A 14413-nucleotide genomic window follows, 5' to 3' on the forward strand; every position below is an offset into this window, starting at 1 on the left:
TGTCGCCCGTTGAATCCTTCCCTTCAACAGAACGCTTGTCATGGATCTGATCCTTCAACTCCTGTTCACGGGCATCGGCATCGGCGCGGTCTACGCGCTGGTCGCGCTCGGCTTCGTGCTGATCTTCCGCGCCACCAATGTGGTGAACTTCGCGCAAGGCGAATTCTCGATGGTCGCCGCCTATCTGATGGTGGTGTGCGTCGAGCTCGGCCTGCCTTACTGGCTGTCCTTCGTGATCGCGCTCGCCGGCATGGCGCTGCTCGGCGTCATCTTCAATCTCGGTGTCTACTATCCGCTGCGCCACCGCACCTATCTGCCTGTGATCATCGCCACCATCGGCGCCTCGATCCTGCTCGCCAACTCCGTGCTCGCGATCTACGGCCCGCAGCCACAGGTGCTGCAGGGCTGGTTCGATACGCCCGGCATCCAGCTCGGCCCGGTCTATCTCGACAGCCAGTATCTGTTGATCATCGCGGTGACGATCGGCCTTGTGATCTTCAACTACTGGTTCTTCGAGAAGACGCTGCTCGGCAAGAAGCTGCAGGCGACCTCGCAGGACAAGGAGATGGCCTCGCTGCTCGGCATTTCCGTCTCCACCATGATCATGATCACCTTCATCTATTCGGCGGTGCTCGGCGGTCTCGCCGGCATCCTGGTCGCACCCGTGCTGTTCGTCTCGATCCAGATGGGCTCGACCATCGCGCTGAAGGCGTTTGCCGCCACCATCATCGGCGGCTTCGGCGACGTCACCGGCGCCATCATCGGCGGTCTTGCGCTCGGCGTGATCGAGACGTTCGGCGCGGCCTACATCTCGGTGCCGTACAAGGACGGTTTTGCCTTTTTGGTACTGATCGCCTTCCTGATTTTCCGGCCGCAGGGCATCTTCGGCGAACGCGTCGCGGAGAAAGCATGAGCGCCACCGACAACATGATCCCGGCGCCCGCTGTGCGCTCGAAGCCGCTGGTCATCCGCCATCTGCCGTATTTCATCGGCGCCGCCATCGTGGTGACGCTTGCCGCCAGGATGCAGTTCGACGGCTACGTTCACAACATCCTGATGCAGGCGACGACGTTCTCGATCGCGGTGTTCGGGCTCTCGGTCGTGCTCGGCCTGTGCGGCCAGATCAATCTGGCGCAGGCCGCGTTCTTCGGCTTCGGTGCCTACGCTGTCGGCATCGGAACCACCGATTTGCACCTGAGCTTCTGGCTCTGTCTTGTCGCCGGCTGCGCGATTGCACTGCTTGCTGGCGCATTCCTCGGCGCCTCGACATTGCGGCTCGGCGGGCACTATCTGGCCATGGTCACGATCTCGTTCCAGCAGATCGTGACGCTGGTGATGATTAACGCCATCTGGTTGACGCACGGGCCGGACGGCGTCCCGAACATCGGTCGTCCCGCGTTGTTCCAGACCTCGCAGAGCTATCTCGCCTTCTGTGTCGCGATGCTCGCGATAGTCGGCTACCTCGTATGGCACCTGCCGGACACCAAGCTCGGCCGCGCCATGCGTGCGGTGCGTGACAATGAGCTGGCGGCCGGCGTCAACGGCATCGACGTGTTCCGCACCAAGGTCTATGCTTTTGCAGTTTGCGCGGCGCTGGGCGGCCTCGCCGGTGGCCTGTTCGCCGGCGGCTTCGCCTATGTCAGCCCGGACCAGTTCTCGTTCGCGGAATCGATCGTGTTCCTGACCATGTCGCTGCTCGGCGGCGTGGCCTCGCCGATCGGCTCGGTGATCGGCACCGGGCTGTTGATCCTGATTCCGGAATGGCTGCGCTTCCTCAAGAGCGTGCCGGGTCTTTATCTCGCGATCTATGGCCTGTTCGTGATCCTGATCATCCGCTTCATGCCTGACGGCATCTGGGGTTTTGTCGCGGATGCCTTCACGCGCTGGCGCGCGCACACCAAGGCGCCGGCGGCTGCTGCTGCCTTGCAGCTCAAGCCCGCGACCACGGGTGGCGACATCGTGCTCGAGGTGACCGGGCTTTCGAAGCATTTCGGCGGCCTCAAGGCGGTCGACGGCGTCGATATCGCGGTGAAGCGCGGCGGCGTGCATGCGCTGATCGGGCCCAACGGCTCCGGCAAGACCACGACGCTGAACGTGTTGTCCGGCCTCTACAAGGCGACCGCGGGCAAGATCGTGCTTGACGGCACCGACATCACCAATATGGCGCCGCATCAGCGCACGGCGGCGGGGCTCGGACGCACCTTCCAGAACATCCGCCTGTTCCGCTCGATGACGGCACTGGAGAATGTCGAGATCGGCGCCGAGCGTCCCGGCAACACCATGATCGGGAAGGGCGAGGACGCGCTGACCGAGCGCGCGATGGAAGCCTTGACCTTCGTCGGCCTCGGCAATCGCGCCAACGAGCTGATCTCGAGCTTCTCCTACGGCCATCAGCGCCTGATCGAGATCGCACGGGCGCTGGCGTCGAACCCGACGCTGCTGCTGCTCGACGAGCCGGCCGCCGGCCTCAACTCGACCGAGAAGCTCGAATTGCACGAGCTGCTCAAGCGGATCGCAGCGCAAGGCCTCACCATCCTGATCATCGATCACGACATGACGCTGGTCTCGGAAGCTGCCCAGCACATCACCGTGCTGAATTTCGGACGCCGCATCGCGGACGGCGAGTCCATGGCGGTGCTGCGCCATCCCGACGTCGTCTCCGCCTATCTCGGGAGCGAATGATGCCGCTGCTCGAAATCCGCAATCTCGTGGTCCGCTACGGCGAGATCGAGGCGCTGCGCGGCGTCACCGTTGCCGTGGAGCAGGGGCAAGTGGTCACGCTGCTGGGCGCCAACGGCGCCGGCAAGTCGACCACGCTGCGTGCGATCTCAGGCCTCGCCAAGCCAGCCTCCGGCGACGTCATGTTCGACGGTCACTCGATCGCCGGCCTCGGGCCTGAAGCGATCGTGCGGCTCGGCATCTCGCATGTGCCGGAAGGCCGCCGCGTGTTTCCGGGCCTCACCGTGAAAGAGAACATCATGCTCGGCGCGTCGAACCGGAAGGTATCGGCGTCGCAGATTTCGCGCGAGGCCGACGCGATGTTCGACCTGTTCCCGGACATCCGTGCCTTCTCCAACGCGCTCGGCTGGACGCTGTCCGGCGGCCAACTGCAGATGGTCGCGGTCGCGCGCGGCCTGATGGCGAAGCCGCGGCTGTTGCTGCTCGACGAGCCGTCGCTTGGGCTGGCGCCTGTCATCGTGCAGGCGGTGTTCCGCATCATTTCGCAGATCAGGAAGGACACCACGGTCTTGCTCGTCGAGCAAAATGCGCGCATGGGACTTTCAGTCGCCGATCACGGTTTTGTCCTCGAGACCGGGCGGATCGTGCTGGGCGGCAAGCCCGACGAATTGTGGGGCAACGAAGCCATCGCCGCGGCCTATCTCGGCGGCCACGCCAAAACCCACGCTTAACAAACTGCTGTATCGAGCGAGCTAGTCTTTCATGGTCACCATCAAGGTCGATAACCTCATCAACTTCGTCTCCGAGGTGTTTTCGCATTCGGAGTCCGCTCCGGACGAGGCGAAGCGCATCGCGACCTACCTGACGACGGCAAACCTCACCGGCCATGACAGCCATGGCGTGATCCGCGTGCCGGTCTATGTCAGGTGGAAGAAGATGGGCTCGATCGTGCCGAACCAGACCCCCGAGGTCGTGGTCGACACAGCCTCGCTTGCGGTGGTCGACGGCAGGTTCGGCTATGGCCAGACCGTCACGCCGATTGCCGTTAAGCTCGGCATCGAGAAATGCAAGAAGGCAGGCCTTGCCGCGGTCGCGCTGCGCAACTCCGGCCATCTCGGCCGCGTCGGCGACTGGGCTGAAATGGCCGCCGCCGAAGGTCTCGTCTCGATCCATTTCGTGACCGCGGCCGGCTCGCTGCTGGTCGCGCCTTACGGTGGCGTCGAGAAGCGGCTGTCGACCGCGCCGTATTGCGTCGGCATTCCGCGCCAGGGCCAGGATCCGATCGTGCTCGATTTCGCCACCTCGGTTGTCGCGGAAGGCAAGGTGCTGGTGGCAAGCCGCGGCGGCAAGAAGCTGCCGCATGGCGCGCTCGTCGATGCCGACGGTACGCTGAGCGAAGATCCGCACGTGCTGTATGGCCCATACACGCCGGACGGGCCGCGCGACCACACCAAGGGAACCGGCGCGATCCGTGCCTTCGGCGATCACAAGGGCTCGGGCCTTGCCTTCATCTGCGAGCTGCTCGGTGGCGCGCTGACCGGCACCGGCGCGACGTCGTCGGACCGGCGCTTCGCCAACGGCATGATGGCGTTCTACATCGATCCTAAGGTGATCGACACCAGCAACTTCTTCGATGGCGAGATCACCCGCTACACCGATTTCATCCGCGCCACCAAGCCGATCGCAGGCACAGAGTCCGTGCTGGTTCCGGGCGATCCCGAGCGGAAAACCCGCGCCGACCGCACCAAAAACGGCATCCCCTTGCCTGACGACACCTGGGCGGCGATAGTGAACACCGCGCGCGAAGTCGGCGTCAGCGAAGTCTCGATCCAGCGGGCGACCAGCTGAGGTCCGCCCTCCAAGAAACCTGAAGAAACACAAAAGGAAACGTGATCAATGGCAAACAAGGTCAAGCAGGTCTGGGCATCGGGTAAGGCGGTGGTGAACGCGTGGCTCGCGATCCCCTCCGGGTTTTCCGCCGAAGTGATCGCGCAGTGCGGCTTCGACAGCGTCACCGTCGACATGCAGCATGGCGTGCAGGATTACCAGTCAATGGTGCAGTGCTTCCAGTCGATGCATGCCCATCCGGTGACGCCGATGGTCCGCGTGCCCTGGAATGAGCCGGGCATCATCGGCAAGGTGCTGGACGGCGGCGCCTATGGCGTGATCTGTCCGATGGTCAACACGCCGCAGGAAGCCAAGAACCTTGTCTCCTACGCAAAATATCCGCCGAAGGGCGTGCGTTCCAACGGGCCGATCCGCGCCGGCATGTATGGCTCGGCCGGCACCTATCAGCAGACGGCGAATGACGAGATCGTGCTGCTGCCGATGATGGAGACCAAGACCGCGGTCGAGAACATGGAAGCGATCCTCGATGTCGAAGGCATCGACGGCGTCTACATCGGTCCGTCCGATCTCGGCTTCTCCTATGGTCTGGTGCCGAAGCTCGACCGCGACGAGCCCGAGATCCTCAAGATCTACGAGAAGATCATCAAGGAGTGCGGCAAGCGCGGCCTCAACCCCGGCATCCACTGCTCGGGCGCTGACGGCGCGGTGCGCGCGATCAACATGGGCTTCAAGCTCGTGACGCTGTCGAACGAAGTCGGGTTGATGCAGACTTACGCCAAGATGCAGGTCAACGCGACCCGCGAGAAGTCCGGCGGCAAGGCCTGATTGTCACTTCTCCCTCGGCCCCGCTCTTGCGGGAAGAGGGTTGGGATGAGGGGCCTCCATCCGGCGAGCACCATCGTTGGAATTGACATTGTGCCTTGCCCCTCACCCGGATCGCTGACGCGATCCGACCTCTCCCCGTAAAGGACGGGGAGAGGTGAAGAACTCCGAAGGAGAACTGCCATGGCCTCGGCACAAGTGATCCGTCTGCACGCCGACGACAGCGTCCTGATCGCACGCGCGAGCCTGCCGCCGGGGCTTGAGGTGGCTGACGGCGTCACCACGGTCGACCGCATTCCGGCCGGCCACAAGGTCGCGATCAAGCCGATCGCGACAGGTGAGCCGATCAGGCGCTACGGCCAGATCATCGGCTTTGCAACCCAGCCGATCGCGCCCGGCCAGCACGTGCATACACAGAATTGCGGCATGGGCGATTTCGCCAAGGACTATGCCTATGGCGTCGACGTCAAGCCGGTGCCGAACTTCGATCTGCCGGCGACGTTCGAGGGCATCCGCCGCGCCGACGGCCGCGTCGCCACCCGCAACTATATCGGCATCCTCACCTCGGTGAATTGCAGTGCGCATGTTGCCGGCATTGTCGCCGACATGTTCAAGAAAAATCCGTTCACCGGCGATAACCCGCTCGCCGACTATCCGAATGTCGATGGCGTCGTCGCGCTGACCCACAAGACCGGCTGCGGCATGACCCAGGACGAGCCCTTGGCGCTGCTCCGCCGCACGCTCGGCGGCTATGCCCGGCATGTCAATTTCTCCAACGTCATCGTGCTCGGTCTCGGCTGCGAGGTGAACCAGATCGGCGGGTTGATGGCCGAGCAGAAGCTCGCCGGCCGGCTGCGCGCGATGGACATCCAGGAGGTCGGCGGCACCCGGAAGACCGTGGAAGCCGGCGTTGCCTTCGTGAAGGAGGCGCTCACCGATGCCAACAAGGTCAAGCGCGAGGCCGTGCCGGCGAGCGAGCTCACCGTGGCGCTGCAATGCGGCGGCTCGGATGGTTACTCCGGTGTGTCGGCCAATCCGGCGCTCGGCGCGGCGAGCGACCTGCTCGTGCGTCACGGCGGCACCGTGATCCTCTCGGAAACACCCGAGACCTATGGCGCCGAGCATCTGCTGACCCGCCGCGCCGTCAGCCGCGAGGTTGGCGAGAAGCTGGTCGGCTTGATGCGCTGGTGGGAGGAATACACCCAGCGCGAGGGCGCCGAGATGAATGCCAATCCGAGCCCCGGCAACAAGGCCGGCGGCCTCACCACCATTCTGGAGAAGTCGCTCGGTGCGATGGCGAAGGCCGGCAGCACCAACCTCGTCGACGTCCTGCACTATGCCGAGCCCGTCACCAAGAAGGGTTTTGTGTTCATGGACACGCCCGGTTACGACCCGGTCGCCGCGACCGGGCAGGTCGCCGGCGGCGCCAATCTCGTCTGCTTCACCACCGGCCGCGGCAGCGTGTTCGGCTGCAAGCCCGCGCCGTCGATCAAGCTTGCGACCAACACGCCGATGTACAAGCGGATGCAAGACGACATGGACGTCAATTGCGGCACCATCCTCGACGGCGAGGAGAGCGTGCAGGAATGCGGCCAGCGCATCTTCGACCTCATCCTCAAGACCGCTTCGGGCCAGCCGACCAAGAGCGAGAGTTTTGATTTCGGCGGCGCCGAGTTCGCGCCCTGGGTACTCGGCGCGACGATGTAGGAGCGGAGGAAGCATGCGCGGGCGTCGGTTCGGAACGATTGGATGCCTCGCATTTCTGGCCGCCTTCAGTCTTGGCGTCGGTTCGGCTGACGCAGCAAACATTGTCGCGCTTGGCGCGAGCAATACCTACGGCAAGGGCGTGGCGCGCAACCAGGCCTATCCCGCGCAGCTCGAAGCGATCTTGCGGGCAAAGGGATTGAACGTCCATGTCGTGAACGCCGGCATCAATGGCGACACCACGGAAGGGATGCTGCAACGCCTGGACCGGGCTGTCCCGAACGGAACCCGTGCAGTTATCTTGCAGCCGGGCGGCAATGATCGGCGCAAGGGCAGCCCTGACCGGACAGCCGATATTCAAAGTCGCCTCAGTGCCCGTGGCATCGCGGTGATCATGCTGCCTAACGGGATGTTGGGCGGACTCCCCCATCAGCCCGACGGCCAGCATTTGACCCCCGAGGGCTATCATATGCTCGCCCAGTCGCTCGCTTCGCAGGTGTCTGGGGCGATCGGCCGCTAGCCGGTGAGGGTCGGCAGCCGCGCCAATCGCTGACATCGGGACCACGCGCGGATATTTCCTGGGCAATCGCTGCCCGTTGTTAGTGCTTGATGTCGACCGGCAGCAGTGTTCTGCTCAAAAAAGCTGCTGGAGTCCTCGGTCCGTGTCGATCTTCGTCGCACTGCATCACGTCACGCACTACAAATACGACCGGCCGATCGATCTCGGGCCCCAGACCATTCGGCTCCGGCCCGCGCCGCATACCCGCACGCCGATCCTGAGCTACTCGCTCAAGGTCACGCCCGCCAATCACTTCGTGAACTGGCAGCAAGACCCGCAGGGCAACTGGTTGGCGCGCTACGTCTTCCCGGACAAGACGACCGAGCTCAAGGTCGAGGTCGACTTCACCGCCCAGATGACCGTGGTCAATCCGTTCGACTTCTTTGTCGAGCCCTACGCCAACGCCTTTCCGTTCGAATATCCCGGCGATCTCAAGATCGAGCTCGCGCCCTATCTGGAAACGGACGAGCCCGGGCCGTTGCTCGCCGCTTACCTGAAGGACATTCCGCGCAACGCCGACAGCACGGTCAATTTCCTGGTTGAGCTGAACGCGCAGTTGCAGAAGAAAATCAGCTACGTGATCCGGATGGAGGCCGGCATCCAGACGCCGGAGGAGACGCTTGCCGCTGGCTCCGGCTCCTGCCGCGATTCGGCATGGCTCTTCATCCAGGCGCTGCGCCATCTCGGGCTCGCCGCGCGTTTCGTCTCCGGCTATCTCATCCAGATCCGGCCGGACATCGATCCGATCGAGGGGCCACGCGAGGTCGAGAGCGATTTCACCGATCTCCATGCCTGGGCCGAGGTCTATCTGCCGGGCGCGGGCTGGATCGGCTTCGACGTCACCTCCGGCATGCTGACCGGCGAGGGACATATTCCGGTCTGTGCCACGCCGCATTACCGCTCGGCCGCGCCGGTGACAGGCACCGCGGGTATTGCCAATACCGAGTTCGGCTTCGAGATGACCGTCAAGCGGATCCGCGAGGCGCCACGGATCACAAGGCCGTTTTCGGATGAGTCCTGGGCGCGGCTCGACCGGGTCGGCGAGCAGGTCGATGCCGACCTGACGAAGGACGATGTGCGGCTGACGATGGGCGGCGAGCCGACTTTTGTTTCGGTCGACGATCCGGAAGCGCCGGAGTGGAATGTCGCCGCGGTCGGTCCGACCAAGCGTACGCTTGCCGACGAGTTGATCCGCAAGCTGCGCACCCGGTTCGCGCCGGGCGGCCTGCTGCATTACGGCCAGGGCAAATGGTATCCCGGCGAGAGCCTGCCGCGTTGGGCGTTCGGCCTCTACTGGCGCAAGGACGGCAAGCCGATCTGGAACAATGCCGACCTGATCGCTTCAGTCGAAAATCCGCGCAAGGCTGAGATCGCAGATGCGGAGCGCTTCGCAATCTGCATCGCCGCGCGGCTTGGCCTGAAGGCGGACTACGTCATGCCGGCCTTTGAGGACACTGCGTTCTGGCTCGAGCGCGAGGCAGGCCTGCCGGACAATGTCAGCCCGGCCAACTCCAAATTGGCCGATCCGGAAGAGCGCGCACGGATCGCGCGGGTGTTTGACGAGGGGCTGACTTCACCGAAGGGCTTTGCGCTGCCGATCCAGCGCTGGTCTCCGCTCGGCGATCGCGTACCGGCGCGCTGGCGCAGCGAGCGCTGGAAGATCCGGCGCAGCCACCTGTTCCTGTTTCCGGGCGATTCCCCGCTCGGCTTGCGGCTTCCGATCGGCTCGCTCGAACACGTCCCGCCCGACGATTTTCCCTATGTCGTCGAGCAGGACCCGATGGCACCACGCGATACACTGGGGGAGATCGATCCGGAGCTGAAGCAGGCGCTCAAGGACATTGAAGAGCCGCTGCCGGTGCGCACCGCGATGTCGATCGAAGTGCGCGACGGCGTGCTGTGCGCCTTCATGCCGCCGGTCGAGAAGGTCGACGATTATCTCGAGCTGATCTCGGCGATCGAAGCCGCCGCCGAGGAACTGCAACTGCAAGTCCACGTCGAAGGCTACGCGCCGCCATTCGATCCGCGCGTCGAGGTGATCAAGGTGACGCCGGACCCCGGCGTGATCGAGATCAACGTGCAGCCGGCGCAAAGCTGGCGCGATGCCGTCGATATCACCCTCGGCCTTTACGAAGACTCCGCGAAGACGCGGCTCGGGGCCAACCGTTTCCTGATCGACGGCCGCCACACCGGCACCGGCGGCGGCAACCACATCGTGGTCGGCGGCAGCAAGCCTGAGGACTCGCCGTTCCTGCGCCGGCCGGATCTGCTGAAGAGCCTCGTGCTGTACTGGCAGCGGCATCCGTCGCTGTCCTATTTGTTCTCCGGCATGTTCATCGGCCCGACCAGCCAGGCGCCGCGCATCGACGAGGCGCGGCATGATGGGCTCTATGAGCTCGAGATCGCGCTGTCGCACGTGCCGCCCGCGGGCATGGACGCGCCGCTGTGGCTGGTCGACCGGCTGTTCCGGCACATCCTCGTCGATATCACCGGCAATACCCATCGCGCGGAAATCTGCATCGACAAGCTCTACTCGCCCGACGGTCCGACCGGCCGGCTCGGCCTGGTCGAATTCCGCGCGCTCGAAATGCCGCCCGATCCGCGGATGTCGCTGGCCCAGCAGCTATTGATCCGCGCGCTGATCGCCAAGCTGTGGCGCGAGCCGCAGCAGGGCAAATTCGTGCGCTGGGGCACCGCGCTGCATGACCGCTTCATGCTGCCGCATTTTCTCTGGGAGGATTTCCTCGGCGTGCTCGCCGAGCTCAAGCAGTCCGGCTACGACGTCGAACCGGAATGGTATCAGGCCCAGCTCGAATTCCGTTTCCCCGTCTTCGGTCGCGTCCATCACGGCGGCGTCGGCCTGGAGTTGCGGCAGGCGCTCGAGCCCTGGCACGTGCTCGGCGAGGAGGGCACTGCGGGCGGCACCGTGCGCTACGTCGATTCCTCCGTCGAGCGTCTGCAGGTGAAGGCGACCGGATTCGTCGAGGGTCGCCACGTCATCACCTGCAACGGCAGGCGGATGCCGATGACCGAGACCGGCCGCGCCGGCGAGGCGGTCGCCGGCGTCCGCTTCAAGGCCTGGCAGCCGGCCTCCGGGTTGCATCCGACCATTCCGGTGCACGCGCCGCTGACGTTTGATCTGATCGATACCTGGAACGGCCGCTCGCTCGGCGGCTGCGTCTATCACGTCGCCCATCCTGGCGGCCGCAACTACGAGACCAAGCCGGTCAATTCCTACGAGGCCGAGGCGCGGCGGCTGGCGCGCTTCCAGGATCATGGCCACACCCCCGGCAGGATCGAGACACCGCCGGAGGAACGCACAATTGAGTTTCCCTTGACCCTCGACTTGCGGTCGCTGCTCCTGCACTAATTGTGTCAAGGGGAAGTGGAATGACCGCATCGGGTGGGCAAGGCAGCAGTCAGGAGAGCAGGGCCCGTCCCGGTCAGCGCCGGATGGCGCAGTGGACCCGCGACTATGTCCGGCTGCCCGGCATTCCCGACGAATATATTGCTCAGGACGGCGCACCGCGGCCGGTCTGGGCCCGCTTCTTCGACGCCTTTGCCGCGCTGTCGCCGGCCGACATCGAGCGCCGCTTTGCCTCCGCCGATCGTCATCTGCGCGAGGCCGGTGTCACCTATCGCGCGCCCGGCGACACTTCCGACCGGATCTGGCCACTCAGCCATCTGCCGCTGATCATCGACGCGGCCGACTGGCGGCAGCTCGCCGCCGGCGTCGCACAGCGCGCACAGCTTCTGGAAATGGTGCTGCGGGATCTCTACGGCGACGGCCGCCTCGTCGCCGATGGCGCGATTCCTGCGGCGGCGATCGCCGGCAGCAGCGAGTATCTGCGCGCGGTCAGCGGCATCAAGCCGCCCGGTGGCCGCTACCTGCATCTCTATGCCGCCGACATCGGCCGCGGGCCTGACGGCCGCTGGTGGGTGCTCGGCGATCGTACCCAGGCGCCGTCGGGCGCCGGCTATGCGCTGGAAAATCGCCTGGTGCTGTCGCGCGCCTTTTCCAATCTCTACAAGTCGATGAATGTCGAGCGCGTCGCGCCGTTCTTCGAGGCCTTTCGCGATTCGCTTCGCGCCAGCGCCGATCGTGACGAGCCGCGGATCGGCCTGCTGACGCCGGGAGCGTTCAGCGAGACCTATTTCGAGCATGCCACGCTCGCGCGCTATCTCGGCTTCCTGCTGGTCGAGGGCGACGATCTCGCGGTCTCTGGCGACCGCATCCACATCCGCACCGTCGCCGGGCTGAAGCGGCTCGACGTGCTGCTCCGCCGCGTCGATTCCAACATGCTCGATCCGCTCGAGCTCGACGCATCCTCTTATCTCGGCGTGCCCGGCCTCGTCGAGGTCCTGCGCAAGGGCGGCGTCGTGGTCGCCAACATGCCGGGCTCCGGCGTGCTGGAAGCGCGGGCGCTGCTCGGCTTCCTGCCCAATCTCTGCCGGCGCCTGCTCTCCGAAGACCTGATGATGCCGCACATCGCGACCTGGTGGTGCGGCCAGAAGTCCGCCCGCGAAGAGGTGCTGTCGCGGCTCGACGAGTTCGCGATCGAGGGCGCCTATGGCCGCGGCGTTCCGGATTTTCCGGGCCACGGGCCGGTGCTTCCAGGCGAATTGTCGGCGGCGGACCGCGATCGCCTGAGGGACGCGATCAGCCATCGCGGCATCGACTATGCCGGCCAGGAACTGGTGCGGCTGTCGACCACGCCGGTGTGGGAAAACGGCCGCATCGCGCCGCGCCCGTTCGTGCTGCGGGTGTTCGCGGCAGCGACGCCGAACGGCTGGACCGTGCTGCCCGGCGGCTTCTGCCGGATCGCCGACCGAGCGGATGCGCGCGCGGTGTCGATGGGCGATGGCGCGGTGTCCGCCGATGTCTGGGTGGTCTCCGACAAGGCGGTTGCGACTTCGACCTTGCTGCCGGCGGTCGACACCGTGCGTATCCGCCGCATCGCCGGCGTGCTGCCGAGCCGCGCCGCCGACAATCTGTTCTGGCTCGGCCGCTACCTGGAGCGTGCCGAGGCCACCATCCGGCTGATCCGCGCGCTGTGCACGCCGCTGCGCGATCCGGCGCGGGCGAATTCGACCGGCGCTACGCCGACAATGCATTCGACCGAACGCATCCAGCGCATGCTGGTCGCCTGGGGCGCGGCCTCGCAGACCGCGCGCGCCAATCCCGCGAAGGTCGCGCTCGAGGCGTTGCAGAACGAGGAGAAGTTCGGCTCGGCGCTGTCGCTGGTGCGATCGGCGCAACGCACCGCGACCTCGCTCCGCGAGCGGCTGTCGCCGGATGCCTGGCAGGTCATCACCGAGATGGCCGAGCGGCTCGCGATCGAGGTGCATGACGACGACGGCGTCGTCAGCGCCGCCGAGCTGACCTTGCAGGAACTCGCAAGCTTCGCCGGCCTCGCGCAGGAGAACATGAACCGCGCCGCCGGCTGGCGCTTCCTCGAGATGGGCCGGCGCGCCGAGCGCGCCATCAACACCACGCGCTTTGCCCGCCAGTTCGCCTATGACGAAGCCGGCGACGAGGATCTCGACGTCCTGCTCACGCTGGTCGACTGCCAGATCACCTATCGCTCGCGCTATCTGGTGCAGCCGCTGCTCACGCCGGTGCGCGATCTCGCGGTGCTCGACCCCTACAATCCGCGCTCGGTCGCATTCCAGGTCGCCGCGCTGAACGAGCATATCGCGGCGCTGCCGAGCCTCAAGGAGCACGGCCTGATCGAGCGGCCGCAGCGGCTTGCGGTCGCGGTCGAGGCGATGTTGACGACGGCCGAAGCGGCCAGCCTCGACGTCAAGACGCTGTTCGCGCTGGAGCAGGACCTGCTCAACATCGCCGATGCGGTCGGGCTGCATTATTTCCCGCATGGACCGAACGCCAGCCGGCCGGAGAAGCTCACGGGGCTGGCGTGATCTACGACATACGTCACGTCACGACCTACAGCTACGAGACCCAGGTCAGCTTCGCGCGCTGCTCGCTGCGGCTGGAGCCGATCAGCGGCGACGGGCAACAGCTGATCTCGCATTCGGTCGATATCCGCCCCAAGCCCGCGGAGCGCACCGCGCGGCGCGACTTCTTCGGCACGTTGACCGATAGCGTCCTGATCGAGGCCGCGCATCGCAGCCTTCGGATCGATTCCCGCTCGCGGGTCTCGGTGGCGCGGCAGCCGCCGACGCGTGACGCGGCGAGCCCGCCCTGGGAGAGCGTGCGCGATCACGCGTTCGAAGGGTTGAGCCTCGATGCGGCCTCGCCGGTCGGCTACGTCTTTGCCAGCGCGCTGGTGCCGGTGCTGCGGCCGGCGACGGCCTACGCCTCCGCGAGCTTCTTGCCCGGAGGCGGCATCCTCGCCGGGGCGTCGGACCTGATGCGCCGCATCCGCAGCGACTTCAAATACGATCCCAAGGCGACCGTGATCTCGACGCCGCTTCGCGACGTGTTCGAGAAACGCCACGGCGTCTGCCAGGATTTTGCCCATGTGATGATCGCAGGCCTGCGCGGTCTCGGCCTGCCCGCGGCCTATGTCTCAGGCTATCTGCGCACAATTCCGCCGCCGGGCCAGCCGCGGCTGCAGGGCGCGGACGCAACCCATGCCTGGGTGTCGGTCTGGTGCGGCAGCGAACTCGGCTGGGTCGGGTTCGATCCGACCAACGATCTCATGGTCGCCAACGACCACATCATTCTCGCCATCGGCCGCGACTTCGCCGACGTCTCGCCGGTCGACGGCGTCATCGTCGGCGCGCGCAAGCAAAAGCTCAGCGTCGCGGTCGACGTGCTGCCGGTGGAGTGAGCGG

General features: G+C 65.6%; 10 protein-coding genes. All 10 read left to right on the forward strand.

The genetic code is table 11. The features are described from left to right. Positions 1-40: 40 nt before the first annotated feature. The 10 genes from HAP48_RS30795 (at position 41) to HAP48_RS30840 (ending at position 14409) form a co-directional block, all read left to right on the forward strand. A complete protein-coding gene (locus tag HAP48_RS30795) occupies positions 41-913 on the forward strand; it encodes a branched-chain amino acid ABC transporter permease (protein WP_166203681.1) in 873 nt (290 codons plus the stop codon). Beyond that, positions 910-2682 carry a branched-chain amino acid ABC transporter ATP-binding protein/permease gene (locus HAP48_RS30800; RefSeq protein WP_166203682.1) on the forward strand — a complete coding sequence of 591 codons (1773 nt, stop codon included), beginning with the start codon at positions 910-912 and terminating at the stop codon, positions 2680-2682. The genes HAP48_RS30795 and HAP48_RS30800 overlap by 4 nt, the downstream gene beginning before the upstream one ends. Continuing rightward, positions 2682-3410 (forward strand): ABC transporter ATP-binding protein, encoded by a 729-nt coding sequence (locus HAP48_RS30805; protein WP_166203683.1) that lies wholly within the window; start codon positions 2682-2684, stop codon positions 3408-3410. The genes HAP48_RS30800 and HAP48_RS30805 overlap by 1 nt, the downstream gene beginning before the upstream one ends. A 31-nt stretch (positions 3411-3441) precedes the next feature. Then, on the forward strand, positions 3442-4527 hold the full coding sequence (locus HAP48_RS30810; RefSeq protein ID WP_166203684.1) for a malate/lactate/ureidoglycolate dehydrogenase: 1086 nt from the start codon (positions 3442-3444) through the stop codon (positions 4525-4527). A 48-nt stretch (positions 4528-4575) separates the two neighbouring features. Next, positions 4576-5352, forward strand: a complete 777-nt coding sequence (locus HAP48_RS30815) for an HpcH/HpaI aldolase family protein (RefSeq protein WP_166203685.1) — start codon at positions 4576-4578, stop codon at positions 5350-5352. A gap of 180 nt (positions 5353-5532) precedes the next feature. Beyond that, positions 5533-7056, forward strand: coding sequence for a UxaA family hydrolase (locus HAP48_RS30820; RefSeq protein WP_166203686.1), 1524 nt, complete (start codon positions 5533-5535; stop codon positions 7054-7056). 13 nt (positions 7057-7069) lie between these two features. Continuing rightward, the gene (locus tag HAP48_RS30825) at positions 7070-7573 is read left to right on the forward strand and encodes a GDSL-type esterase/lipase family protein (protein WP_166203687.1); all 504 of its coding nucleotides are present in this window, start codon (positions 7070-7072) and stop codon (positions 7571-7573) included. Positions 7574-7715: 142 nt separating this feature from the next. Beyond that, entirely contained in the window at positions 7716-10982 is a 3267-nt protein-coding gene (locus HAP48_RS30830; protein ID WP_166203688.1) for a transglutaminase family protein, read from the forward strand. 20 nt (positions 10983-11002) lie between these two features. Next, complete coding sequence (locus HAP48_RS30835; RefSeq protein WP_166203689.1) at positions 11003-13534, forward strand: circularly permuted type 2 ATP-grasp protein; 2532 nt, start codon at positions 11003-11005, stop codon at positions 13532-13534. Further along, entirely contained in the window at positions 13531-14409 is an 879-nt protein-coding gene (locus tag HAP48_RS30840) for a transglutaminase family protein (RefSeq protein ID WP_166203690.1), read from the forward strand. Before HAP48_RS30835 ends, HAP48_RS30840 begins: the two co-directional genes overlap by 4 nt. The last annotated feature ends 4 nt before the right edge of the window (positions 14410-14413 follow it).

Origin of the sequence: Bradyrhizobium septentrionale (assembly GCF_011516645.4) — a bacterium.
Lineage (GTDB): Bacteria > Pseudomonadota > Alphaproteobacteria > Rhizobiales > Xanthobacteraceae > Bradyrhizobium > Bradyrhizobium septentrionale.

Coding starts and splice junctions, on each gene's coding strand:
- HAP48_RS30815 (WP_166203685.1), top strand. CDS start 4,576: ATGGCAAACAAGGTCAAGCAGGTCTGGGCATCGGGTAAGGCGGTGGTG.
- HAP48_RS30795 (WP_166203681.1), top strand. CDS start 41: ATGGATCTGATCCTTCAACTCCTGTTCACGGGCATCGGCATCGGCGCG.
- HAP48_RS30810 (WP_166203684.1), top strand. CDS start 3,442: ATGGTCACCATCAAGGTCGATAACCTCATCAACTTCGTCTCCGAGGTG.
- HAP48_RS30825 (WP_166203687.1), top strand. CDS start 7,070: ATGCGCGGGCGTCGGTTCGGAACGATTGGATGCCTCGCATTTCTGGCC.
- HAP48_RS30805 (WP_166203683.1), top strand. CDS start 2,682: ATGCCGCTGCTCGAAATCCGCAATCTCGTGGTCCGCTACGGCGAGATC.
- HAP48_RS30800 (WP_166203682.1), top strand. CDS start 910: ATGAGCGCCACCGACAACATGATCCCGGCGCCCGCTGTGCGCTCGAAG.
- HAP48_RS30835 (WP_166203689.1), top strand. CDS start 11,003: ATGACCGCATCGGGTGGGCAAGGCAGCAGTCAGGAGAGCAGGGCCCGT.
- HAP48_RS30820 (WP_166203686.1), top strand. CDS start 5,533: ATGGCCTCGGCACAAGTGATCCGTCTGCACGCCGACGACAGCGTCCTG.